Annotated in this window: 25 protein-coding genes; 15 read left to right on the top strand and 10 right to left on the bottom strand. The window is 67.5% G+C overall.

The genetic code is table 11. The features are described from left to right. Window positions 1-108 precede the first annotated feature (108 nt). Window positions 109-2,019: an LCP family protein gene (locus tag B4M62_RS04955; protein WP_290705866.1), complete on the bottom strand. Its 1,911-nt coding sequence runs from the start codon at window positions 2,017-2,019 to the stop codon at window positions 109-111. A 128-nt stretch (window positions 2,020-2,147) separates the two neighbouring features. On the opposite strand from B4M62_RS04955, the gene rfbD reads away from it, so the two are divergent. The 3 genes from rfbD to B4M62_RS04940 are packed head-to-tail and all read left to right on the top strand — an operon-like array spanning window position 2,148 to window position 4,973. Then, on the top strand, window positions 2,148-3,023 hold the full coding sequence (gene rfbD, locus B4M62_RS04950; protein ID WP_290705865.1) for a dTDP-4-dehydrorhamnose reductase: 876 nt from the start codon (window positions 2,148-2,150) through the stop codon (window positions 3,021-3,023). Between the two features lie 10 nt (window positions 3,024-3,033). Next, a complete protein-coding gene (locus tag B4M62_RS04945; protein ID WP_290705864.1) occupies window positions 3,034-3,903 on the top strand; it encodes a glycosyltransferase family 2 protein in 870 nt (289 codons plus the stop codon). Beyond that, window positions 3,900-4,973 carry an NDP-sugar synthase gene (locus B4M62_RS04940; protein ID WP_290705863.1) on the top strand — a complete coding sequence of 358 codons (1,074 nt, stop codon included), beginning with the start codon at window positions 3,900-3,902 and terminating at the stop codon, window positions 4,971-4,973. The genes B4M62_RS04945 and B4M62_RS04940 overlap by 4 nt, the downstream gene beginning before the upstream one ends. A 1-nt stretch (window position 4,974) precedes the next feature. On the opposite strand, the gene B4M62_RS04935 is transcribed toward B4M62_RS04940, so the two are convergent. Then, entirely contained in the window at window positions 4,975-5,583 is a 609-nt protein-coding gene (locus B4M62_RS04935; RefSeq protein WP_290705862.1) for an O-methyltransferase, read from the bottom strand. 200 nt (window positions 5,584-5,783) lie between these two features. Between B4M62_RS04935 and sigE the strand changes: the two genes are divergently transcribed. From sigE to tatB, 4 genes are all read left to right on the top strand, one after another. After that, window positions 5,784-6,380 (top strand): RNA polymerase sigma factor SigE, encoded by a 597-nt coding sequence (gene sigE, locus B4M62_RS04930; RefSeq protein WP_290705861.1) that lies wholly within the window; start codon window positions 5,784-5,786, stop codon window positions 6,378-6,380. A 97-nt stretch (window positions 6,381-6,477) separates the two neighbouring features. Then, window positions 6,478-6,876: a zf-HC2 domain-containing protein gene (locus tag B4M62_RS04925; protein WP_290705860.1), complete on the top strand. Its 399-nt coding sequence runs from the start codon at window positions 6,478-6,480 to the stop codon at window positions 6,874-6,876. Then, window positions 6,876-8,372, top strand: coding sequence for a S1C family serine protease (locus B4M62_RS04920; RefSeq protein ID WP_290705859.1), 1,497 nt, complete (start codon window positions 6,876-6,878; stop codon window positions 8,370-8,372). Before B4M62_RS04925 ends, B4M62_RS04920 begins: the two co-directional genes overlap by 1 nt. Before the next feature lie 10 nt (window positions 8,373-8,382). Then, entirely contained in the window at window positions 8,383-8,796 is a 414-nt protein-coding gene (tatB, locus tag B4M62_RS04915) for a Sec-independent protein translocase protein TatB (protein WP_290705858.1), read from the top strand. 17 nt (window positions 8,797-8,813) lie between these two features. Here the strand turns inward: tatB and B4M62_RS04910 are convergent, their stop codons facing one another. The 4 genes from B4M62_RS04910 to B4M62_RS04895 all read right to left on the bottom strand — a co-directional run bounded on the left by B4M62_RS04910 (window position 8,814) and on the right by B4M62_RS04895 (window position 13,100). Then, window positions 8,814-9,956, bottom strand: coding sequence for an Mrp/NBP35 family ATP-binding protein (locus B4M62_RS04910; RefSeq protein ID WP_290705857.1), 1,143 nt, complete (start codon window positions 9,954-9,956; stop codon window positions 8,814-8,816). 49 nt (window positions 9,957-10,005) lie between these two features. Continuing rightward, a complete protein-coding gene (locus B4M62_RS04905) occupies window positions 10,006-11,139 on the bottom strand; it encodes a lytic transglycosylase domain-containing protein (protein WP_290705856.1) in 1,134 nt (377 codons plus the stop codon). Between the two features lie 111 nt (window positions 11,140-11,250). After that, the gene (locus tag B4M62_RS04900; protein WP_290705855.1) at window positions 11,251-11,799 is read right to left on the bottom strand and encodes a DUF1003 domain-containing protein; all 549 of its coding nucleotides are present in this window, start codon (window positions 11,797-11,799) and stop codon (window positions 11,251-11,253) included. Next, on the bottom strand, window positions 11,796-13,100 hold the full coding sequence (locus tag B4M62_RS04895; protein WP_290705854.1) for a magnesium transporter MgtE N-terminal domain-containing protein: 1,305 nt from the start codon (window positions 13,098-13,100) through the stop codon (window positions 11,796-11,798). The genes B4M62_RS04900 and B4M62_RS04895 overlap by 4 nt, the downstream gene beginning before the upstream one ends. A gap of 42 nt (window positions 13,101-13,142) precedes the next feature. On the opposite strand from B4M62_RS04895, the gene B4M62_RS04890 reads away from it, so the two are divergent. Genes B4M62_RS04890 through B4M62_RS04865 form a run of 6 tightly spaced genes read left to right on the top strand, consistent with a single transcriptional unit; the run spans window position 13,143 to window position 18,535 of the window. Continuing rightward, window positions 13,143-13,628 (top strand): general stress protein, encoded by a 486-nt coding sequence (locus B4M62_RS04890; RefSeq protein ID WP_290705853.1) that lies wholly within the window; start codon window positions 13,143-13,145, stop codon window positions 13,626-13,628. 35 nt (window positions 13,629-13,663) lie between these two features. Continuing rightward, complete coding sequence (locus B4M62_RS04885) at window positions 13,664-15,130, top strand: extracellular solute-binding protein (protein ID WP_344716972.1); 1,467 nt, start codon at window positions 13,664-13,666, stop codon at window positions 15,128-15,130. Beyond that, window positions 15,127-15,993, top strand: a complete 867-nt coding sequence (locus B4M62_RS04880; RefSeq protein ID WP_290705852.1) for a carbohydrate ABC transporter permease — start codon at window positions 15,127-15,129, stop codon at window positions 15,991-15,993. The genes B4M62_RS04885 and B4M62_RS04880 overlap by 4 nt, the downstream gene beginning before the upstream one ends. 4 nt (window positions 15,994-15,997) lie before the next feature. Beyond that, the gene (locus B4M62_RS04875; protein WP_290705851.1) at window positions 15,998-16,813 is read left to right on the top strand and encodes a carbohydrate ABC transporter permease; all 816 of its coding nucleotides are present in this window, start codon (window positions 15,998-16,000) and stop codon (window positions 16,811-16,813) included. Window positions 16,814-16,817: 4 nt separating this feature from the next. Continuing rightward, on the top strand, window positions 16,818-17,936 hold the full coding sequence (locus B4M62_RS04870; protein ID WP_290705850.1) for an ABC transporter ATP-binding protein: 1,119 nt from the start codon (window positions 16,818-16,820) through the stop codon (window positions 17,934-17,936). Beyond that, window positions 17,933-18,535 carry a suppressor of fused domain protein gene (locus tag B4M62_RS04865; RefSeq protein ID WP_290705849.1) on the top strand — a complete coding sequence of 201 codons (603 nt, stop codon included), beginning with the start codon at window positions 17,933-17,935 and terminating at the stop codon, window positions 18,533-18,535. The genes B4M62_RS04870 and B4M62_RS04865 overlap by 4 nt, the downstream gene beginning before the upstream one ends. A gap of 5 nt (window positions 18,536-18,540) precedes the next feature. Here B4M62_RS04865 and B4M62_RS04860 read toward each other — a convergent pair whose 3' ends face one another. After that, on the bottom strand, window positions 18,541-18,897 hold the full coding sequence (locus tag B4M62_RS04860) for a gamma-glutamylcyclotransferase family protein (protein WP_290705848.1): 357 nt from the start codon (window positions 18,895-18,897) through the stop codon (window positions 18,541-18,543). Continuing rightward, on the bottom strand, window positions 18,897-19,895 hold the full coding sequence (locus B4M62_RS04855) for a magnesium and cobalt transport protein CorA (RefSeq protein WP_290705847.1): 999 nt from the start codon (window positions 19,893-19,895) through the stop codon (window positions 18,897-18,899). The genes B4M62_RS04860 and B4M62_RS04855 overlap by 1 nt, the downstream gene beginning before the upstream one ends. 35 nt (window positions 19,896-19,930) lie before the next feature. Here B4M62_RS04855 and B4M62_RS04850 point away from each other — a divergent pair, with 35 nt between their 5' ends. Next, the gene (locus B4M62_RS04850) at window positions 19,931-20,509 is read left to right on the top strand and encodes a hypothetical protein (RefSeq protein ID WP_290705846.1); all 579 of its coding nucleotides are present in this window, start codon (window positions 19,931-19,933) and stop codon (window positions 20,507-20,509) included. A 19-nt stretch (window positions 20,510-20,528) separates the two neighbouring features. Here the strand turns inward: B4M62_RS04850 and B4M62_RS04845 are convergent, their stop codons facing one another. Together B4M62_RS04845 and B4M62_RS04840 are read right to left on the bottom strand one after the other, a co-directional pair. Beyond that, the gene (locus tag B4M62_RS04845; RefSeq protein WP_290705845.1) at window positions 20,529-21,356 is read right to left on the bottom strand and encodes an SDR family NAD(P)-dependent oxidoreductase; all 828 of its coding nucleotides are present in this window, start codon (window positions 21,354-21,356) and stop codon (window positions 20,529-20,531) included. Between the two features lie 39 nt (window positions 21,357-21,395). Continuing rightward, window positions 21,396-22,946, bottom strand: coding sequence for a flavin-containing monooxygenase (locus tag B4M62_RS04840; RefSeq protein WP_290705844.1), 1,551 nt, complete (start codon window positions 22,944-22,946; stop codon window positions 21,396-21,398). A 76-nt stretch (window positions 22,947-23,022) separates the two neighbouring features. On the opposite strand from B4M62_RS04840, the gene B4M62_RS04835 reads away from it, so the two are divergent. After that, window positions 23,023-23,667 (top strand): TetR/AcrR family transcriptional regulator (locus B4M62_RS04835; RefSeq protein WP_349678336.1); only part of this gene is annotated, 645 nt, incomplete at its 3' end.

The raw sequence follows: 23,667 nt of genomic DNA, 5'->3' as shown, positions 1-23,667 counted from the left end.
GCGGCGAGACATCAGCGTCTACCACCGCTGATGGTGTACCGATGGCGGCGGACTAGGTAAGAACCCGTCCACCAAGCATCAGCGCGCCCGGCCATCGGGTGGGACCGGTCAGTTGACACACATGGGGCCGTCGGTGGCGGCGGTAATCGGCGCGCGTGAAGAGCCGGCCCGGGCGGCGGCTCGCCGGTTGGAGTCGGCGACTCGCTGTGCCGCCGGCTGGGGCCCGGTGTCCATGATCGAACCTGGGCCGTAGTAGGTATTGGTCAGCACGACTCGCACCTGGTGCGCCGGCAGTGATTGGTCGGCGCGGATGGCGACCCCGCCGAGGGAGTCGGACAGCTGCTTGACTGTCGCGTCGCCGGCGTCGTGGGCGAAGATGATGGAGTCGCGCTCGTTCATGGGCTTTGTCGACGTCTTGCCGGGGCCGAATCCTTTGGCGGTCAGGATGTTCGAGACATTTGTCGCCAGCCCGTCGATGGTGCCTGCGTTAACGATGTCAACGGTGTAGGACGACTTGCCGCCGCTCTTGTTCGGCTCGTCGCCGGTCAGCAGCTGGTCGGTGAAAGTGTGGACGGCGCGCGGGTCGACCTGCACGATTGACTGGCCTTCGGCGCTCCACCCCTCCTCGGTGACGATCGGGATGGTGGCGAAGCGCACCTTGCCGCCGGACAGGTCGCGCAGCTTCTCGGCGAACGACAGAATGTCCCAATTGTCGTCGATGATGATGGAGCGGGAGATTGCGGTCTGGAGCCTTCCCATCGTCTTCGGGTCGGCGAGGACCTTGGCGGACAGTAACTTTTGCGCGAGGGACGCCATGAAGACCTGTTGGCGGGTGATTCGATCGAGGTCGCCGCGAGGCAGCCCGTGCCGCTGGCGGACGAAGCTCAGTGCCTTGGGGCCGTTCAGCGTCTGGCGTCCCTTGCGGAATTTGGCGCCCGAGTACTGATCCCGTACCGGGGCCTTCAGACAGACGTCGACGCCGCCGACAGCGTTGGTCAGCAGGGCGAACCCGAGCAAGCCGACCTCGGCATAGTGATCGACCTCGACCCCGGTCAGTTTGGCGACTGTGTCGATGAGCGCCTTGCGGCCGGCTTGTGTCCCGTCGCGTTCGGCTTTGGCGGGATTGCCACCCCGCTCGACCGCGGTTCGGCGCACCTTTTCCTTCGTGGCACCGTAGGCGGCGTTGATCTTGCTCATACCGATGCCCGGCACGTTAACGTAGGCATCCCGGGGGATTGAGATGGCAGTGGCCGACGATCCGTTGTTCGGGATGCGGATCAACAGGATCGTGTCGGTGTTCGTCGTCGTGTCATCGCCCGAGCGGAGCCAGCGCAACTCACGTTTGGTGAGGGGCACCCCCTTGGCGTCGGTGCGCGAGTCGGTCCCGACGAGTAGGAGGTCGACGGCGCCATCGTCGCCGCCGCCGAGGTTCAGGCCGGCCAGCTGGGTGATCGACCCGGCGACCTCGGTCGCTGATCGCCAGGAGTACCCACCCACGGCCAGGGTCGCGACGGAGACCAGCGCGACGATGACCTGTCCGACACGGTGGACACGCTTGCGGCTCGATCCGTCGCTGAAGAAGCCGTTGCGCGGCCCGGTGGGAGTGGCCGGCGGTGGAGGGTTGGCCGAGGCGTCCGATTCCGGTGATCGCGGCTTGCCTCTCCTCGGCGGTAGGTCGCCTTCCCTGCGTGGCGATCTGCTGGCCGGGGTGTCGGCCGGGGTGTCGGCGGTCGGCTCCTGCTCCTGCGAGGCCGTTGCCGAGCCGGTCGGGCGGCGCCGGGCCAGCTGTTGTGGGCCGGTCTTCGTCGGACCCGTGGGCTGGGGCTCCCGGGTGTGGATCTCCCCAGATGATGTGCGGGTCGGTTTGCGTTTGTGGCCGGGCACCTGCTGCGGTGCGGGCCGGCGACCGTCCCGCAGTTCGGGGTTGTCTCGGTCGGTCTCTTGCGGATCACGTGTCTGGCGCTGATCGGGTCCGCGCACCGGGCGCTGTCCGCGCCGCGCCGGGGTGGCTTTGTCCACGAGTGACCCGTTCTCCCTTGTGTCTCCAGAGACAAATGTTGCTGGTGTTCCTAAAACACTCTACTGATGCATGAGGGGATATCGGGGGAGCGCAACGCCGAGGACGATGCGTCGGCCATGATGAGATCATGCGTGTCTATGTCACCGGCGCCGGTGGCCAACTCGGCGGCGCCCTCGCCGCCACCGCGCCACCCGGGGCCGAACTCGCGGGATTGACCTCGGTCGACCTGGACATTACCGATGCCGTCGCGGTCCACGCCTGGGCGAACTGCCTGATGCCCTCGGACGTGCTGATCAACTGCGCGGCCTACACGCGCGTCGATGACGCGGAGACGGACGTGACGCGGGCCGCGGCGGTCAACAGCGACGGGCCGGCGAACCTCGCCGCGCAGACCGCCGCTGTTGGGGCCCGTCTGATCCACCTATCCACCGACTACGTCTTCGACGGGCCCTCGGCGCCCGCACCATCGACCCGCAACACCCCGTACGAACCAGGCGACACCGGTGGCGACCCGCCCAGCGTGTACGGCCGCACCAAGCTGGCCGGGGAGCGGCGCCTGGCCGCGATCGATCCCGCCGCGACAATTGTGCGCACGTCTTGGCTCTACACCGGCGGCCGCCAGGACCATGACTTCGTGTCGACGATGCGCCGGCTGTCGGGCGAACGGGACCGGCTGACCGTCGTCGACGATCAGATCGGTTCGCCCACCTACGCCCCCGATCTGGCCCGGGGCCTGTGGGAGCTGATCGATGCCGGCGCCGGACGCGGCGCCATCGTGCACGCGGCGAACGCCGGCCAGACCACCTGGTGCGGCCTCGCCAGGGCGGTGTTCGCCGGCGACGGACTCGATCCCGACCGAGTTGTGGCGTGCAGCACGGCCGATTTCCCGCGTCCCGCCCCGCGGCCCGCGTACTCGGTGCTGTCGGGCCGATCGTGGGTCGAACTGCGACTCACGCCGTTGCGGCACTGGCGCGATGCGCTATCCGCGGCTCTCGTTGGTTAGGCTGTCCCGCGTGACTGATCAGCTCGCGGTGGTGACGGTGACCTACTCGTCGGGTGACTACCTGAAGTCGTTCCTCAACACTCTGGCGCTCGCCACCGAGTCGAACCCGCGCGTTGTCATCGCGGACAACGGGTCGGACGACGGCGCGCCCGAGGCGGCTGAACGCGACTACGAGCAGGTCACCCTGATCCGCACCGGAGCCAATTTGGGTTACGGCGGCGCGATCAACCGAGCAGTCGCGGAGATCGACCCGGCGATCGAGTTCATCGTCGTCGCCAATCCCGACGTCGCCTGGGGTCCGGGATCGCTCGATGAACTACTCGACGCAGCTGGCCGCTGGCCGCGGGCCGGGTCGCTCGGCCCACTGATCCGCGAGCCCGATGGGTCGGTTTATCCGTCGGCTCGCCGAGTGCCGAATCTGGTTTCCGGCACCGGCCACGCACTGCTCGGCACGGTGTGGAAGAACAATCCGTTCACGAGGGCCTACCTTGGCGAGGACGACGCCGAGCGGCCCGTCGGCTGGCTGTCCGGGTCGTGCCTGTTGGTGCGCCGCGAGGCCTTCGACGCCGTCGACGGCTTCGACTCGCGATACTTCATGTTTATGGAGGACGTGGACCTCGGCGACCGGTTGACGAAGGCCGGTTGGCAGAACATCTTCGTGCCCTCTGCGGAAGTCCTGCACAGCAAAGGGCATGCTGCCAGCAAGAACCCAGAGGTGATGCTGCCGGCGCACCATCGCAGCGCCTACCAGTTCCAGGCCGACCGCAACCCAGGCGTGTTGCGCGCGCCGTTGCGCTGGGGATTGCGGGCCGGTCTGGCGGTCCGATCACGCGTCGCCGTGCGCCTCGCACGCCGCGAACTTGACAGGAGGCAACCGTGACCACGGATGTGCAGGCCGTCATCCTCGTCGGCGGAAAGGGCACCCGGCTGCGCCCGTTGACACTATCCGCGCCCAAGCCGATGCTCCCGACGGCGGGCAAGCCATTCCTGACCCACCTGCTCTCGCGGATCAAGGCGGCGGGGATCGACGATGTCGTGCTCGGCACGTCGTTTCGGGCCGAGGTCTTCGAGGAGTACTACGGCAATGGCGAGTCGCTGGGAATGAACCTGCGCTACGTCACCGAGGTCGAGCCGCTCGGTACGGGCGGCGGTATCCGCAACGTACTCGGGGAGTTGACCGCGCCGGACATCCTCGTGTTCAACGGCGACGTGCTCGGCGGCACCGACGTCGGGGACGTTCTCGACACGCACCGGGAATCGGGCGCTGATGTGACGATCCACCTCGTCCGGGTCGGCGATCCCCGTGCCTTCGGCTGCGTGCCCACCGACAAGGACGGCCGCGTCACCGCATTCTTGGAGAAGACGCAGGACCCGCCGACCGATCAGATCAACGCCGGCACCTATGTGTTTCGCCGCGAAGTGATTGAAGGGATTCCCGCCGGTCGCCCGGTCTCGGTCGAGCGCGAAGTCTTCCCCGAACTCCTGGCCCGGGGACGTCACGTGCAAGGGCACGTCGACCAGTCGTACTGGCGCGACATGGGTACACCGGAAGACTTCGTGCGCGGGTCGGCCGACTTGGTGCGCGGGATCGCACCGTCGCCGGCGCTCGGCGATCGCCACGGCGAGTTCCTGGTCCAAGACGGCGCGACGGTGAGCCCGGGCGCATTGCTGATCGGGGGGACGGTCGTCGGGGCCGGCGCGAAGGTTGGCCGCCGCGCCCGACTCGACGGCGCAGTCGTCTTCGATGATGCGGTGATCGACGACGGGGCGGTTGTCGAGCGGAGCATCATCGGACGCGGCGCGCGAATCGGCCGTCGGGCCCTGGTACGCGATACCGTCATCGGCGACAACGCCCGAATCGGGGCGGATTGCGAGTTGCTGCGCGGGGCGCGGGTCTGGCCCGGCATCGAAATCCCGGACGGTGGGATCCGCTTTTCGACCGACGTCTGACTTATCGAGCCTTTGCCGCCGCGAGCAGGCCGGTGCCCAAGGGGATGACGACCGGCAGGAACCGGTCGTCATCGGCAACGATGAGCGCGGCTTCGCGCACGGCGTCGGCGATCGGGCCGGTGTGGCTCGGATCCAGGGCGTCGGCGTGGTGGAGCACGACGACCCCGCCGGGCCGGAGGATGCGGACGGCTTCAACCACGTAGCGCGGGTGGTCGAGGACCTCGCCATCGAGGAAGACCAACTCGTAGGCGGCGTCGGCCAGCCGCGGCAGCACCTCGATGGGCGACCCGTTGATCAACCGGGTCCGACCGACCGGGATGTCCGCAGCGGCGAACGAGTCGCGCGCGGCCTGCTGGTATTCGTATTCGGGGTCGATCGTGGTCAGTACCCCGTCGTCGGTCATGCCGGCGAGTAACCACAGCCCGGACACGCCGACGCCGGTGCCGACTTCCACCACCGACTTGGCACCGGCGGTGCGCGCCAGCAGTGCGAGCAACGCGCCGACGGCGGGGGAGATTGCGGGCGCACCCAACTCTTCCGCCCGGCCCCGAGCGGCAAGCAGGGCGTCGTCTTCGACGATCGCCGTCTCGACGTAAGTGTTGTCCGTCACGCCTATGAGCGTATGCCACGGACCCGCTCGATCCTTAGGCAACACTCAGGCCACTCATACAGCCAGCACAATCGGACCGGCAATGGTGTTGGTAGACGCCGTCGCCGAGCGGGGCAGCCAGGAATATCGATTCGGCACGGCGAGTTGACAGTGATCCAGGCCGCGAAGAAGAACGGCCACGAGAGGGGACGAACCACACGATGACGACCCGGTCCGCCGAGCACTCCACCGATGACAGAGTTGGCACCGCGCGCTTCGACGCCACCGGTGATGTGGCGCTGATGCCGTCGTGGGAAGAGTTGGTGTCCGAGCACGCTGATCGTGTCTATCGCCTTGCTTACCGGCTCTCGGGCAATCAGCACGACGCCGAGGACCTGACCCAGGAGACGTTCATCCGGGTATTCCGCTCGCTCTCCAGCTACAAGCCGGGGACGTTCGAGGGGTGGCTGCACCGGATAACGACGAATCTGTTCCTCGACATGGTCCGCCGCCGCGCCAAGATCCGGATGGAGTCCCTGCCGGAGGACTACGACCGGGTGCCCGGCGACACTCCCGATCCGCAGCAGATCTATGCCGACGCCAATCTCGACCCGGTCTTGCAGGCAGCCCTCGATCAGCTGGCGCCGGAGTTTCGCGCGGCGGTCGTGCTCTGCGACATCGAAGGTCTGTCGTATGAGGAGATCGCCGCAACTCTTGACGTGAAGATGGGTACTGTCCGCAGCCGCATCCACCGCGGCAGGCAGAGCATTCGCGACTATCTGGTCGCCAATCGTGCCGAGTGTGCCCTGTCTCGCTGACGCGTCAATCGGCCGACCCGGGAACCCTGCTGCACAAGGATTCGTTGTAGCTTCGGATAAGCTGCAGTGAGCACGTGGCGCACAGGTAGGAGCGGTGGTGAATTTTCTCGATCCGGGTCGATGGACGCCGACGTCGGCGTTGCTGCGTCCGAATACTGATTACCGTGCACCCGGCACGCTGGGCGGGCGGCCGTTCGCCTCCACCGAGCACCTGTCGCCAGAGGCGGTTGCCGCATACGTCGACGGCGAGCTGGGCGGGACGGCGGTTTCGCGTGCTGATGCCCACCTGAACCTGTGCGCTACGTGCCTGGGCGCGGTCGAGTCGCAGGGAGCGGCCCGGGCCGTCCTGCGGGAGAGTGGTTCGGCGATCACCGCTCCGCTCGACCTACTCGGCCAGCTATCGCGGATCCCGACCCGCGAGTTCGATGTCAACCAGGTCGCGGCGCGTGTCGAGGAATCGTCGCGCCCGCGAGGATTCTTTCGACGAGGCCGTTAGTGACCAATGAAGAATGGGCCGCCAAAGGCGTGATCCCGCCGCGTGGACCTGCACTACCGCCGACTCCCCGGCATACTCCGGTGCCGGCACAGACGACCGCGGTATTCGGCCGCCCCGACGGGGTCGGCGGCGCATTCGATTCGTCGGCCTCGGCCGCAGCCGCGACGGCCGGTCGGCCGCAACCGGTGGTGGCCGCGCCAGATCCGGTACTAGCCGAGGCATTCGGCCGTCCGGGCGGCTCCACCGAGACGCTCGCACGTGATCCCGATGCTCGTTTCGGTGAGGTCGACGAGCCCGACCTGCCGGCCGACCCGTGGCGCGACCCGGCCAGCCCGGCGCACCTGTCGGCGCCCGCTGCGGCGCGGCCCGATGCGGTGGACCCGGTTGTTCCGGGACCGAAGCTGGGGGTCCGCGAGGTACTCCTCGGTGAGCGGATCTCCTGGTCGGCGATGCTCGCCCTATCCGCATTGGCGGTGACCATTGGTTTGCTCGGCGCCCTTATCGGGGCGTTTCTGACCGGCGGCAGCTCGTCGTCCAGTGGTGAGACGGTCACGCTGCCCGTCAGCAGCGGCAAGGGTGGCGATGAGCCGCGGTCGATGGTGGCTCGGGTCGCTCGTGCCGTGGAGAAGTCCGTTGTCGCGATCGACGTGCGCACGACGGGGGAGTCGGGAACCGGTTCGGGCGTGATCATCGACAAGTCCGGCTACATAGTGACGAACAACCATGTGGTCGCAATGGCCGCCGAAGACAAGTCCGCGCTCACCGAGGTCGTGTTCTATGACCGCACCCGCGTCCCGGCCCGCATCATCGGCCGGGACCCGAAGAGCGATCTGGCCGTCGTCAAGGTCGACAACGTGGACAACATCACGGTCGCCACCCTCGGCGATTCGGACAAGGTGCAGATTGGCGAGAACGTGGTCGCCTTCGGCTCGCCGCTGGGCCTGGATCGGACCGTCACCAGTGGGATCGTCAGCGCGGTCAACCGCGCGCTGGCACTGCCCCCGGGTGAGGATTCCGACACCGATGCGGTGATCGACGCGATCCAGACCGATGCCGCGATCAACCCGGGCAACTCCGGGGGGCCGCTGGTCGACTCGCAGGCCCGCGTCATCGGCATTAACACGATGATCCAGACGACGAGCGGCGGGTCGATGGGACTCGGGTTCGCCATCCCGATCAACCAGGTACGGCCGATCGCGCAGACGATCATCGCGCACGGCAAGATCGTCCACCCGTCGATCGGGCTCAACTCGGTATCGGTCCGCAATCAGAAGGTGCTCGGCGCCCGTGTGGTCAACGTGATCGCCGGGAGTCCGGCCGAGAAGGCCGGCATCCGGGAGGGCGATGTGATCACGAAGTTCAACGGCCGCGCGATCGAATCGTCCGACGAACTGTCGGTTGCTGTTCGCGGCACGAAGGTCGGGGAGAAGATCGACTATTCCTATTGGCGTGACGGGCGCACGTTCGCGGGATCGATCACCCCGGCCGGCGACTAGGGCGGGACCGGTGTTCGCAAACCTTGGCTGGGGCGAGATCGTGGTGCTCGTCGCTGCCGCCCTGATCATCCTGGGCCCAGAACGGCTCCCCGGTGCCATTGCGACGACCCTGGGGTGGCTGCGCAAGGCGCGTGACTATGCATCCGGTGCCACCGCAGAGTTGCGCGAGGAATTGGGATCGGATTTCGACGACTTCCGTGAGCCGCTCCAACAGCTCAATGAACTGCGCTCGACCAGCCCGCGCGCCCTCGTCACGAAACACCTGCTCGGCGGCGATGATTCGCTGCTGGATCCGAAGAGCTACACGCAGGTGCCGCCGCGGGGTGGGGCCGCACCCGCTGGTCCGCCGGCTGTTTCCGCCGGTGACGGGGCCAAGCCGGCGATCGGCAAGCGGCACAGCGTCACCGACTGGGACGCAACCTAGCATCGCTCCGGGGCGTATCAGTCCCGTCGGGCCGTATCGATCCCGAGACTCATCCCGATCAGGCCGCGCCGCTGTACCGCGAGCTTGTCGGCGATGGCCGACAGTGCCGAGCCGGCCGGTGACTCCGGAGCCGACAACACGATGGGTACACCGGCATCGCCGCCCTCGCGTACCGACGTTTCCAGCGGCACTTGGCCGAGGAGTTCGACGTTCGCGCCGATCGCGCGGCTGAGTCGTTCCGCGACCTGCGCACCCCCGCCTGCACCGAACGGGGTCATCCGCGATCCGTCGGGCAGGTCGAGCCAGGACATGTTCTCGACCACGCCGAGAACCTTCTGGCGGGTCTGCAGGGCGATGGCGCCGGCCCGCTCGGCGACCTCGGCGGCGGCTTGCTGAGGTGTGGTGACCACGAGGATCTCGGCACCGGGAATGAGCTGTGCGATGGAGATCGCCACGTCGCCGGTTCCCGGCGGAAGGTCGAGGAGCAGGATGTCCAAATCGCCCCAATAGACGTCGGCGAGGAACTGTTGCAGCGCGCGATGCAGCATCGGGCCGCGCCACGTCACCGGGGTATTGCCCTCGGTGAACTGACCGATCGAAATGAACTTCACCCCGTGGGCGGCCGGCGGCATGATCATCTGCTCGACCTGGGTCGGTTTGGCGTCGTTGCCCAGCATGCGGGGGACCGAATGTCCATAGATGTCGGCATCGAGGACGCCCACCGACAGGCCGCGGCGCGCGAGCGCGGCGGCGAGATTGACCGTGACACTGGACTTGCCGACACCGCCCTTGCCGGATGCGACGGCGTACACGCGGGTCAGGGAGCCGGGCTGGGCGAAGGGGATGACCGGGTCGGCCCGGTCGCCGCGCAATTGCTTGCGCAGTGCCGTCCGCTGTTCGTCGTCCATGACGTCGAGTTCGACGGCAATGGCGCCCACACCGGGAACGTCGGCCACCGCGGTGCGGACCCGGTCACTGATCTCGGTGCGCATGGGGCAACCGGAGGTGGTCAGATAGACGACGATCTCGACCGCACCGGCGTCGCCGATGGTGATCGACTTGACCATGCCCAGGTCAGTGATGGGCTTGCCGATCTCAGGATCATCGACCTTGCTCAGCGCCGCACGAATAGCGGACTCGGAGGGAGTGGTGTCATTCATCGCCCTCCAGCCTAGTCCGCGCTATCGGACCGTTGGCGGCGCGCCACCACTAGCCGGGTGCGCCGGGCTGAGCCGGGGCCGGTACGACCGGACTCTGCTCGGGTTTGCGCGGTGTCGCCGCTTTCGGGGCGGCCGGCGCACGCTTGGGCCCGCCCAGTTCGGGGGGTAGGCACACGATGAAGCACTCCGCCTTCTTGGGTTGTGTGGTCGGCGCCCCGGCCTTGTCAGTCTCGGTGTTGCTTTCGCCGGGCTGTCCGGCACCCGCGGGCTTGTCTTCGGGCTTTCCCTCGCGGTCACCCGGTTTGCGACTGTCGGGCTTGCCGTCGGCCGGCTTGCTGACCGGCGTCGCGTGCATGTCCGGGATGCCTTGGGTCGGCATCACGCCGGTGGAGTACGCCGCGGCCCAGGCCAGGACGTTGGTGACGTAGGCCATCGAGTGGTTGTACCGGTAGACGGCGGATACCGCGTTGTTGCCGGCCATGATGTCGGAGACTCCGGCACAGAGGTAGCGGCCGGCCGAGTAGGTGGCGTCGAAGATGTTATTCGGGTCGGCCTTTCCGTCGCCGTTGGCGTCGGAGCCCCACGATGCCCAGGTGCTGGGGATGAACTGCATCGGCCCCATTGCGCGGGCGGCATTGCCGCTCGTGTCGTGGATGACTTCGTTACCCGGCAGGGTGCCGTCGAGCGCGGGTCCCAGGATCGCCGATCGAGTGTTGCCGTACTCGTCGACGTTGCCGTTTCCGGCGTGCCCCGATTCGATGCGACCGATCCCGGCCAACAGGAACCACGGAAGTTTGCAGGCGGGCGTTTCGGCGGCCACCCGCGTCGCCGCCAGCTTGTATGCCTGCAAGACGACGCCGGGGATGCCCAACGGTCCGGACGGAATGCCGGCGGCGATCCGGAACTGTGGCGCGACCATGGGATTGCCGACTGGTTTGGGTGGCGCGAACCAGGCTGCGGTGTTGTACTCGGCCGGCGCAATGCCGACGACCTTGGTCATGCTCGCGGGTTCCTCGGCGGCCTCGGCCGCGTGTTGCCCCCCGGCGATTTCGCTCGACGCCGCGCCGCCCAGCACCATCGCGCCGAGGACCGTCGCGCCGAAACCAGCGGTGAGCACGCGGCCAACGGCACGGCGCGGGCGCGTCGGCCCCTGCGCGCGTCGCCAGAACGCGATGCCACTCATCTGAAACCTCACCCCGTTGCAACTGCAGGTCTACGGACACCAGTGTGTCCAATACCACTGCACAGCATAGCGAGACCGGTAAACCCGGTGGTGGGGAACCCGGGTTAACGGTCAGGCGTCCGGCTGGCGAGGGGCGGCCGAGCCTGTGCCGGCCGCGCCATCGGCGGTGCCGCCCTGCGGCTGGCGGAGCCGTTGGGCCAGCTCGTCGATGAGGTCGTCGAGTTCCTTGCGCAGATAGTCGCGGGTGACGGTGTCGCCGACGGCGAGTCGGACGGCGGCCAGTTCGCGGGCCAGGAATTCCGTGTCGGCCTTGGTCTCGGCCGCGCGGACTCGGTCCTCGTCCAGGGCGACCCGGTCGCGGTTCTCCTGCCGGTTCTGCGCGAGCAGGATCAGCGGTGCGGCATAGGCGGCCTGGGTGGAGAAGGCCAGGTTGAGGAGGATGAACGGGTAGGGGTCCCAGTGGTGGATGAAGCTGAGCAGGTTCAGTGCGATCCACACGAGGACGATGACCGTCTGAATCCCCAGATATCGGCCGGTGCCCAGGAATCGGGCGAGGCGCTCGCTGTACACGCCGACGACGTCGGCATCCAGGCTCAGCAGTGGCGGGCGGCGCCGATCTGACGGTTGATCGAGGCGCTGCCCGCGGCCACGGTTGTTCATCGGCCTCCTCCCGCGGTCAGGCCAAGGGTCTCGTCCGCTCCAGGTTCGGATTCGCGCCAGTCGTCGGGAAGCAACTCGTCGAGCAAGTCGTCGACGCTGACGGCGCCCAGCAGATGGCCGTCCTCGTCGAGGACGGGACCGCAGACCAGGTTGTAGGTGGCGAAATAGCGCGTCACGGATTCGACTGAGTCCTTGGGCAGCAGATGGCCCAGGTTGGTGTCGAGGAGGTCGCCGACGAGGGTTGCCGGGGGGTGTCGCAGTAGTACCTGCAAGTGCACGCAGCCGAGATACTTGCCGGTGGGGGTCTGCGTCGGCGGGCGGACCACGAAGATGAGGCTCGCCGCGGCGGGCGTGATCTCTGGATCGCGCGCACGTGCGAGCGCCTCGGACACGGTCGTCGCGGCGGTGATGACAACCGGCTCCGGGGTCATCATGCCGCCGGCGGTGTCGGGGGAGTGGGTGAGCAGTCGGCGGACCGGTGCGGACTCCTCGGGGTCCATCAGCGACAGCAGTCGTTCGGCCTCGCCCGGGGTCAACTCGCCGACGAGGTCGGCGACGTCGTCGGGTTCCATCGCGCCAAGCACGTTGCGGGCGCGGCTCGGGCCCATCACCGCGATCAGCGATTGTGCGTCGTCGATGGGCATTTCCTGGAGCAGGTCGGCCAACCGCTCCTCGTCGAGGGCGGCGGCGATCTCTTCACGTCGTTTCGTGGGCAGTTCGCGCAGCACGTTGGCGGCGTCGGCCGGACGCTTGCCCTCGAGTTGGAGCAGGACCGCCGCGACGCCCTGCCCGGGGAGGTTCAGGGCGGTCTGCGTCAGCCCTTGGACGTTGTCCCAGCCGACGACGTGGACCTCGCCGCGGCGCGCCAGCCGAAGTCTGCCGGCGCGCACTGCCACCCGGTTGACCAACCAGTCCCGGGTCCGGCCGCGTTCGATACCCAGGTCGACGACGGTCACATCCTCACCGTGCAGTTCCGGGTGGTCCGGATCGGTGATCCTGACATGGGAGTCGAGGACCTGCCCCACCGCCAGCGCCTCGCCGGGGCGCAGGTGCAGGCGGCGCAGATTCACCGTTCCGGTCGTCAGGGTGACTTTGTGCGGGTCGATCGCGGTGACCCGCAGAATCGGGACGAAGATCCGCCGTCGCGTCGTCAGCTCGACGGCGAGGCCGAGTACGCGCGGCGGCAGGCCGGACAGCCGGATCGAGATCACGACATCGCGGACGCGGCCGATGGACTCGCCATCGGGGCCAAGCACGGCCAGTCCGACTAGTCTGGCTACGAAGACCTTGCTCACCGACATGGCTCAAGACTAGTGGCCCGGTGCGCAGAGAAAGGGCAGGGCATGCAGCCGCAACAACCCAACCGCGGAACCACTCCCGGTCTGCCGACCCCACCGTCGGGGTGGCCGATCGGCTCGTACCCGACCTACGCGCAGGCGCAGAAGGCAGTCGACTACCTCTCCGACGGGGCCTTTCCGGTTCAGAACGTAACCATCGTGGGCGTCGATCTCATGCAGGTCGAGCGGGTCACCGGGCGGTTGACCTGGGGACGGGTGATCTTGCAGGGGATCGCCGGCGGAGCGATGCTCGGCCTGTTCATCGGTCTGCTGGCCTCATTCGTGGTGACCCCGGCGACGACCGCGCTACTCATGGGCGTGGTGGGCGGCATCATTTTCGGCGTCGTCTCCTCGGCCATCCCGTACGCGATGATGCGCGGGCAGCGCGACTTCGCATCGACGATGCAACTGGTGGCCGGTCGATACGACATCCTCTGCGATCCGGCCACCGCGGAGCGGGGCCGGGATATGCTGGCGCGGCTGTCGATTTGACGGCCTTGCCCGTCGCCGCGCTAGGAGGATCCGCCGTGGTCGTGCGCCGCGCCGCTGTTGCGGTCGTGATCGCCACACTCGTGCCGCTGGCCGCTGCGTGTGGCAGTTCGGCGCCGCCGGACGTCGTCACCGCATACGTGCCGGGCAACGACGCCGCCGCTATCGAGGCGGTGGCCGTCGGCTGCGCCGACACCGGCAATCGGATCACGGTCGTGCGCCTGCCGAAGGATGCCGATGGTCAGCGACTCCAGCTGGCCAGGCGCCTGGCCGGTGGTGATTCATCGGTCGACGTCTTCGCCATGGACGTCACGTGGACCGCTGAGTTTGCCGATGCGGGGTGGGCGAGCCCGGTGCCCGACGGCCTGGCCGCGTCGCTGCGGAAGGCGACGCTGGGGGGGCCGCTGCGGACCGCGACCTGGCGCCGCCCGACCGACTCGGCGCCCCGCCTCTACGCGGCGCCGACCTGGTCCAACACTCAATTGCTGTGGTACCGCCCCGACCTGTTGCGCCGCTACGTCAGACGCAAGACGCCCCCGAAGACCTGGGACGAACTCCTCGCCGACAACGCGGTGATCGCCAACGCGGTGACCGCGCGCAACGCGACGCTCCCGCCGGCCCAGCGCATGCAGGTGCCGAGCTACATCATGGTGCAGGGCGCCCAGTACGAGGGCTTGGTCGTCTGGTTCAACTCGGTACTGGCCAGCGCGGGCGGCTCGGTTCTCGACCCGAATGATCCGACCAAGGTCACCCTCGCCGATACCGCCGCGCACCGTGCCGCGACGGTCCGCGCGCTCACGGTGCTCAAGGCCGTCGCGACGGCGCCGGGCGCCGATCCATCGCTGTCGAACAACACCGAGGATCCCGCTCGCCTGGGCATGGAGCGCGGGCAGGCGGCATTCGCCCTGAACTGGCCGTACGTCTACTCGTCGATGCGTTCCAATGCGGCGACCGGCACCGACGAGAACCAGCAGGTGCCCTTCTTCCCGGAGATGAGGCGCTTCGCACCACTCTTCGCCCCGGACGCACCGGCGCCGAGTCCCGCCGACCTGGCCCGCGCCAATCGCGTGCTGTCGAAGCGTTTCGCATACGCGCCGTATCCCGGTGTGGAGTCGTTGCTGCCCGCGCGCTCGACGCTGGGCGGGATGAATCTGGCCGTGTCGACGCGATCGCGCAAGACCGATCGCGCCTGGCGTGCGGTCCAGTGCCTGACCGGCGTCGACGCCCAGCGCCACTATGCGCTGAAGGCCTCCCAGCCGCCGGCGGCAGCCGTGCTGTACGACGAGCCGGGACTGAGGTCGGCCTTCCCGATGGCCGACCTGTTGCGCCGCCAACTCGGCGACGAGCACGCCGCACCGCGTCCGGCGACCCCGGTGTACTCGACACTGTCGACGATGCTGGCCGCCAAACTCCACCCGGTGGGCGCGTGGGATCCGGACCAGCTGGTCGACGTATTGGCGGAGGCGGCGCGTAAGGCGCTGGCCGGCGAAGGGCTGGTGCCATGACCGATCGACGGCTGGCGTACCTCTTGATCACGCCGGCGGCCCTGCTGATGGCGGTGGTCACGGCGTACCCCATCGGCTATGCCGTCTGGTTGTCCCTGAACAAGGTGTCGTTGACGGAGCCGGACCGCGCTGAGTTCGTCGGACTGGGCAACTACCTCACCGTTCTCACCGACGGCTATTGGTGGAACGCACTGGGGGTCACGCTGGTGATCACCATTATCTCGGTGGTTATCGAGTTGGTGCTGGGCATGGCGATCGCGCTGGTCATGCACCGAACCATCGTCGGTCGCGGGACGGTGCGCACAATGGTACTGCTGCCGTACGGCGTGGTCACGGTCGTCGCCGCCATGTCCTGGTACTACGCGTGGACACCGGGCACCGGATACCTGGCAAACCTGTTGCCCGCGGGCTCGGCGCCGTTGACGCAGCAGATTCCGGCGCTGGGCATCATCATTCTCGCCGAGGTGTGGAAGACGACGCCGTTCATGGCGCTGTTGCTGCTCGCCGGCCTCGCGTTAGTCCCCGACGACCTGCTGCGGGCCGCCCAGGTCGATGGCGCCGGCGCATGGACGCGACTGCGGCGGATTACGATCCCGCTGATGAAGCCGGCGATTCTGGTGGCGCTGCTGTTCCGCACCCTCGACGCATTCCGCATCTTCGACAACATCTATGTCCTGACCAAGGGCGCCAGCGGCACCGGTTCGGTGTCAATCCTGGGGTACGACAACTTGTTCAAGGCGTTCAACCTCGGTACGGGTTCGGCGATCAGTGTCCTGGTCTTCCTCTGCGTCGCATTGATCGCGGCACTGTTCGTCAAAGGCTTCGGGGCGTCGGCTCCCGGCGCCACGGACGAGGGGCGGTGAGGGCATGGGCAAACGCAAACTGATGTGGTCGGCCATCAACCTGGTGGTGATCTTGTACGCGCTGATCCCGCTATTGTGGATCTTGAGCCTGTCGTTCAAGTCCAACCCCACCGACGGCAGGCTCATCCCGGCCGACCCGACCCTGGCCAACTATCGCGACGCCTTCGCCTACCGCGGATTCACCAGCGCCTTGGTCAACTCGATCGGTGTCGGACTCATCACGACGGTGATCGCCGTCGTCATTGGGACGATGGCCGCCTACGCCATCGCCCGGCTGGACTTCCGCGGCAAGAAGCTGCTTGTCGGCGCCACCCTGCTCATCGCGATGTTCCCGCAGATATCGCTGGTAACACCGCTGTTCAACATCGAGCGGCGTCTCGGATTGTTCGACACCTGGCCCGGCCTCATCCTGCCGTACATCACGTTCGCCCTGCCGCTGGCCGTATACACGCTGTCGGCCTTCTTCCGGGAGATCCCGTGGGATTTGGAGAAGGCCGCCAAGCTCGACGGGGCCACCGGCGCTCAGGCGTTCCGCCGGGTCATCGTGCCGCTGGCGGCGCCGGGTGTCGTGACCGCCGCGATTCTGGTGTTCATCTTCTCGTGGAACGAGTTGCTGCTGGCCCTTTCGCTTACGTCGAGCGACCGGGCGATTACCGCGCCGGTGGCGATCACCAACTTCAGCGGGGTCTCCGAGTTCACCGAGCCGACCGGGCAGATCGCCGCGGCAGCGGTGGTCATCACCATCCCGATCATCGTCTTCGTCCTCATCTTCCAACGTCGAATCGTCGCCGGTCTGACCTCCGGCGCGGTGAAGGGGTAGCCACATGGCCGAAATCGTCGCCGACGGCATCACCAAGCGGTACCCGGACGGCTCGGTGGCGGTTGCCTGCCTGGACCTGGCCATCGCCGACGGGGAGTTTGTCATCCTCGTCGGACCGTCGGGCTGCGGGAAGTCGACGACGCTGAACATGTTCGCCGGTCTCGAAGACATCAGCGACGGTGAGTTGCGCATCGACGGGGTGCGGGTGAACGAGACCGCCCCGCGCGACCGGGACATCGCCATGGTCTTCCAGAACTACGCGCTGTACCCGCATATGACGGTGCGACAGAACATCGAGTTCCCGCTGACTCTGGCGCGGCCGCGGCCGGGTAAGGACGAGATCGCGGCGAAGGTGGCGGAAGTCTCGTCGATCCTCGGTCTCGACGACTACCTCGACCGTAAGCCCGCGCAACTATCCGGTGGCCAGCGCCAGCGCGTGGCCATGGGCCGCGCCATCGTCCGATCGCCCAAGGCGTTCCTGATGGACGAGCCGCTCTCCAACCTCGACGCCAAGCTGCGCGGTGCGATGCGCGTGGAGATCGCCCGCCTGCAGGCACGGTTGGGCACGACCACCGTCTACGTCACCCACGATCAGACCGAGGCGATGACGCTCGGCGACCGGGTCGTCGTGATGCGCGACGGGCAGGTGCAACAGATCGGCACCCCTGATGACCTGTACAACAATCCGGTCAACCTTTTTGTGGCCGGATTCATCGGATCCCCGGCGATGAACATGCTCACCGGCCGGCTCACCGCACAGGGCGTGCAGACCGACTTCGGGTTGTTGGCGCTGCCCGACGTGTCCTATGTGGAGCAGGCCGCGGCGCTGGTGCACGGCGACGGGGAGGTCGTCGTCGGCATCCGTCCTGAGCATTTGCACGACGCGGCGCTGGCCGCGGTCGCCGGTGTGCCACCTGGGACACAGGAGATCGTCGCGATTGTCGACGTCCTGGAATCGCTCGGGTCGGACAATTACGCGCACCTGCAGATTCCCGGTGGTGAGATCGTCGCTCGGCTGTCCCCGCAGTCGCAGATCCGGCGCGGCAACCGTGCCACCCTCTCATTCGAGCCGGGTAGCATCGCCGTCTTCGACGCCAAGTCCGGAATCAACCTTTCGCGGTGACCGCGACGGGCTGGTCGGTCGATCGCCTCGCCGCGCACTTGCGGGAGGCGATTGGCGGCGTCCCGCAGCGCGCGTCGGTGACCTTCCTGGGAGCCGAGCCGATCGAGGTGCTGCGGTTTCTCGCCGGGGATGGGCTGGTGTTCGTCACAATTGGTGCGTCGCGGCACCCGATGGCCGATCCGGCCGATGTGAATCCGGATCCGATTCGCGGTCCGCGCGCCGAGTTGAGCATACGGTTGACCGCCGGTGGGCCGGACCTGCAGTTGCCGAACCTGCATCGGTCGCTGGCCATGCTTGCCGCCACCCCGATGGTCGAGGGTCTGGTACTGACCGAGGATGCGCTCATTGATCTTGGTGCGCCGCTGTGGGATGGGGCGGCTTTCACCGCGGTGCTGTTGACGCGCGATGTGCTGCCATCGGTGATTCTGCCTGAGCCGGCCGAGGGTGTGCGGTTCTTGCGCGCGGTGCCCGTCACCGCGAATGAGGCGGCGTGGGTGCGGCTCCGAGGCGCCGGCGCCTTGCGCGACGCCTGGGCCGAGGCGGCAATCGATCCGGGCGATCCACGACGGGTGCCCGCGACGTTCGGCCCCGACGGGTAGACGCGCTAGGTCGCCAGGACGTAGACCCAGCCGCGCCCACCCGATCGCAGGGGCACCGCGATGCGCGTGTAGTCGTCGACCTCGTACTCGTCGGCCGCCGCCAGTTCGTCGTCGTCGATGAGGAAGGTCGTCCCGGCGACGGTGTCGGCGGGTGAGCCGAGTACCAAGACGGGGTGCCGGTCGCTGCCGCTGCGCTCGATGACCATCGGATCGGTGATCGTCAGCACCTCGCTGCGATAGCCGACGATGGCGTCGGGCTCGCCGGGCAGGAGTCGGCCGAAGGTCGCGCGCTGTACGTCGGGGAGTTGCAGCGTGCCGTAGGAGAACAGTCGGTGCCGACCGGTTGGCGGTGCGGTGCTCACTAGAGCCACCCGTGCTTGCGGAACGTTCGCCACAACGTGAAGCAGATGGTCGCCATCAGGCCGAGCACAACGAAATAGCCGTAGCGCCAATGTAATTCGGGCATGTTCTCGAAGTTCATCCCGTAGATGCCGGCGATCATCGTGGGCGCCACGGCCATCGCCGCCCACGCGGTGATCATGCGCATGTCGGTGTTCTGCTGGATGCCGACCTTTGCGGTGGCCGCGTCGAGCATCGAGGACAACAGATTGTCGTAGTCCATGACGCGGTCGTTGACCGTCGTCAGGTGGTCGGACACGTCGCGCAGGTAGGTCCGGACCTCATCGGGCAGCCACGGATTTGGGGCCGTCAGCCGAGCCAGTGCGGCCGCCAGCGGTGTCGATGCGCGGCGGAACTCGATCACCTCCCGTTTGAGCAGGTAGACGGGGTCGATGTCGACGGTCGGGCCGGTGAAGACCGTTGTCTCGATCTCGGCGAGATCGGTATCCATCTCGTCGACGACCGCAAGGTAGGCGTCGACAACCCGGTCGGCGACCGCGTGCAGCACGACCGATGGCCCCACGGCCAGCGCCGATGGGACTTCCTCCATCCGGTGGCGCATGGTCGCCAACTCGGTCTGCTCGCCGTGGCGAACGGTGATGACGTAGTCGGCACCGAGGAAGATCATGATCTCGCCCGTGGAGACGACCTCGGCGGTCTCGGCCATCGAGGCGTGGTCGACGTAGGCGAGGGTGCGCAGCACCACGAACAGCGTGTCGCCGTACGCCTCCACTTTCGGCCGCTGGTGGGCGACGACGGCATCCTCGACGGCGAGTTCGTGCAGATCGAAAACCGTGGCGACCGCCGCCATCTGGGCATCGTCGGGGGAGTGCAGGCCGAGCCACACGAATCCTTTCCCGGTCGACCGGACGTGGCCCAGGGCCTCGGCGTAGGTGCGGGGGGTGGGGTCACGAACCCCGTTGACGTAGACGGCGCAATCAACTACCGGATCAACGGACACGCCTGCAGATACTAGGCCATTGCTACCGTGTGGGCATGGTGCGATTGCTGTTGGTGATCGGGGTGCTCGGTGCGGTGCTGTGCGGCTGTGCGCCACAGTCCCATCTCGAGCCCATCCGGGTGGGTGCGTCGGTCGATCCGCAGATGCAGATGGCGGCGGCCCTCTACCGCGGCGCGTTGCGCGCCCAGGGCATGGCGGTGACGGAGCCCATCCGGATAGCCGGCGAGCGCGCACAGCTCGACGCGATGAGCGCGGACGACGTGGACCTCTTCCCGTCGACCGTTCCGGTCCTCCTCGCCGCCGTCCTGCCGGCAGATCGCCTCGCCGCCGAAACCGCCGCCGGCGGCGAGCCCACCGAGTTCGGCGACGCCGCCTACACGCTGTTGAGCCGGTCGCTGCCCGCAGGGGCGGCGGTCGGCGATCCATTGTCGGGGGAGCAGGTGGTTCCGGTGTATCGCGCCCTGCGGTTCGGGCGGCGAGACATCAAGGCGCTCAACAAGGTGGCCGGTGAGTTGACGCTGCCCGATCTCGCGGCGCTGACCGTCCAGTGGCAGGCCGGAAAGACACAGGCCGTATTGGTGAGCGACTGGCTCAGTCAGCACGGCCTGGCTTGACGGTCCGGGCGCGGCCGTCCTACTTGTTGAACCGCGCGAGGGCCAGCCTGGTGCCGCGGGCGAGGATGCCCTGGTAGCCGGACGCGACCACCCGGACCCAGAGGTCGAGCACCTTGGCGTCGTTGCCCACGAGGACCCTGGCCCGGCCCTTTTCGACACCGGACAAGATGATGTCGGCGGCTTTGGCCGGATTCATCCGCAGGAAGTACTTTTCGAAGGCTTCGGTGATCCCTTGATCGTCCCCGGACATCGTCGCGTTGCGGGCGATGGCGGTCTTTATCCCGCCCGGATGGACGCAGGTGACCTTGACCGGGTGCTTGGCCACGATCATCTCCTGGTTCAGGGCCTCGGTGAACCCGCGGACCGCGAACTTGGCCGAGTTGTAGGCGGACTGGCCCGGTTCGGAAAGCAGGCCGAACAGCGAGGAGGTGTTCACGATGTGGCCGTCGCCGGAGGCGATGATGTGCGGCAGGAAGGCCTTGGTGCCGTTGACGACGCCCCAGAAGTCGACGTCCATCACCCGGTCGATGTCTTTGAACTCCATGTGTTCGATCTCGCCGTGGTGCGCGATACCGGCGTTGTTGAAGATGGCGTTGACCTTGGCGAAGTGGGTCGCGACGGTATCGGCGTAGGCGAGCACCGCCTCGCGCTCGGCGACGTTCAGCAGTTGTGAGTGCACCTGTGCGCCGGTGGCCTTGACCAGCCGCTCGGTCTCGGCCAGGCCGTCGGGGTCGACGTCGCTGATAGCGACGTGGGCACCCCGCTGGCCGAGCTTGACGGCCAACTCGCGGCCCATGCCCGAAGCTGCACCGGTGACGACGACGACCTTGTCGCGAAAGTCCTTCATGGAAATCAATCCTTTGGTGGTAGCGGTTTGTCGTGGGGGTCAGAGGGTTGCCGACGCGTCGGTGCGCGGCAACAGGCGTGCGGGCGCGGCGCCGGGGATTGCCCGACTGACATCGTAGGCCGCGCTATCGAAGTGTCGGGTGCGCCGGCGAAAGTCGAAGGTGAACCCCGGCCATAGCGTGGTCACGTTCCCGTGCGCGTCCTTGTACCAGGAAGCGCAGCCGCCGCCCAGCCACACGCTGCGCCGTAATCGCTGCTGGATGAATGCGTTGTAGGCGTCCTGCGCGTCGGGCCGGACGTCGGTGCGGGTGATGGCCTGCGCGCGAACCGTCTTGAGGTAGCTGACGAGATAGTTCAGCTGCGACTCGATCATGTACACCATTGAGGTGTGGCCGAGGCCGGTGGACGGGCCGATCAACAGCATCAGGTTCGGGAACCCGTGGACGAAGGAGCCCTTGTAACCCTGCATCCCGCGCTGCGCCCACACTTGGGCGAGCGAGCGGCCGTCGGCGCCGACGATGCGGGCGAAGACCGGTGAGTCGGTGACGTGGAAGCCGGTGGCGACGACGATGACGTCGACCTCGCGCTCGGTGCCGTCAGCGGTGACGATGCCGTGCGGTGTGACCGACGCGATCGGATTGGTGACGAGTTCGACGTTGTCGCGGGCGAGCGCCGGGTACCACTCGTTGGACTTGAGGATGCGCTTGCATCCGACGCGGTACTCGGGGGTGACGGCGCGGCGCAACCCCGCGTCGGAGATCCCGCGTGCGATGTTGGCCTTGCACAGCAGTTCCACCGGCTTCAGGGCCGCCGGGGCGTAGGTCATGCCGAAGGCGACGGCTTCGGAGGCGGAGTAGATCAATCCGCGGGAGAGCTTCTGGTAGCCGGGCAGGTAGCGGAAGGCCAGGTGCTCGACGGTGGTGTACGGCCGCTCGGCGCGGGGGATGATCCACGGCGCGGTGCGCTGGTAGACGTCGAGATGGCCGGCGATCTTCGCGACCTCGGGCACGATCTGGATGGCCGATGCCCCGGTACCGATCACGGCGATGCGCTTGCCGGCGTAGTCGTAGTCGTGATCCCACCGGGCCGAGTGGACGATGGCGCCGCCGAAGGATTCGATGCCGTCGATGTCGGGCAGGTTTGGTTCACACAGGGGGCCGACACCGCCGATGAGGATGGCGGCACGGATCTGCGTGCGCACACCGTCGGTCTCGATGTCGATCAACCACTGCAGCTGCTCCTCGTTCCAGCGCGCGTCGAGCACCTCGGTGCGGAACCGGGTGTGTGCGGCGATGTCGTGCCGGTTCGCCACCTCGTTGATGTAGCGGTGGATCTCGGCCTGGTGGGAGTAGGTGCGCGACCAGGCGGGGTTCGGTGCGAACGAGTAGGAGTACAGGTTGGACGGCACGTCGCATGCGGCGCCGGGGTAGGTGTTATCGCGCCAGGTGCCGCCGAAGTCGGCGCCGCGGTCGAGTACCACGTAGTCGGTGAAGCCGTTCTGGGCGAGCTTGATGGCGGCGCCGAGGCCGGAGAATCCTGCTCCGACGATGGCGATCTGCACGTCGGTCGTAGTGAGGCCGCTGGGTGTCATATGGGTCACGCTAGACCGCTATTGACGCATAGTCAATAGCTATTTGACACTCGGTCAATAGTGCTACGGTGAGGCAATGACACCCCCCAGCGAAGCGGGCCGAAAGCAGCGGACCCGGATGAGTCCGGCGGCCCGGCGGGAACAGTTCATCGTGCTCGGTCGGGATCTGATCAAGCGGGTATCGCTGGACCGCGTGTCGATCGAGTCGGTCGCCCAGGCGGCCGGCGTGTCCCGGGGGCTGGTTTTCCACTACTTTTCGTCGAAACAAGACTTCCATCTGGCGCTCGCGTCGGCACAGGCCGACGAATTGCTGGCGGCGACCGCGCCGGACGACTCCCTCGGGGAGCCGATCGAGGTGTTGCGGGCCTCGATCGGCTCGTTCATCGACTTCATCACCGAGCACCGCTACGCTTACGCCGCATTTCTGCGCGGTTCGGTCTCGGGTGAGCATGAGATGCGGCGCATCATCGACGACAGCCGGTCGGTAATCGCGGACCGGATCTTGGCACGTACCGACGCCTTCGGCGTGACCAGCACACCGGCCGTCGAGATGTCGGTCCGCGGCTGGATCGCCTATGTCGAGGAGGTCGCCCTGTGCTGGCTGGATCGCCCCGTGATCGCCCGCGCCCAGGTCCTCGATTTGATGGTGAACTCGTTGTTCGCGATTGCCACGGTCACCGACGCCGGTGGGGGAGTTGATACGGTCACCGACGCCGGTGGG

The organism is Gordonia sp. UBA5067 (assembly GCF_002414845.1).
In the GTDB taxonomy this organism is placed as follows: Bacteria; Actinomycetota; Actinomycetes; order Mycobacteriales; family Mycobacteriaceae; genus Gordonia; species Gordonia defluvii.
The sequence above is the reverse complement of the archived record's forward strand: the minus strand, read 5'-3'. Positions and strand labels throughout refer to the sequence as shown.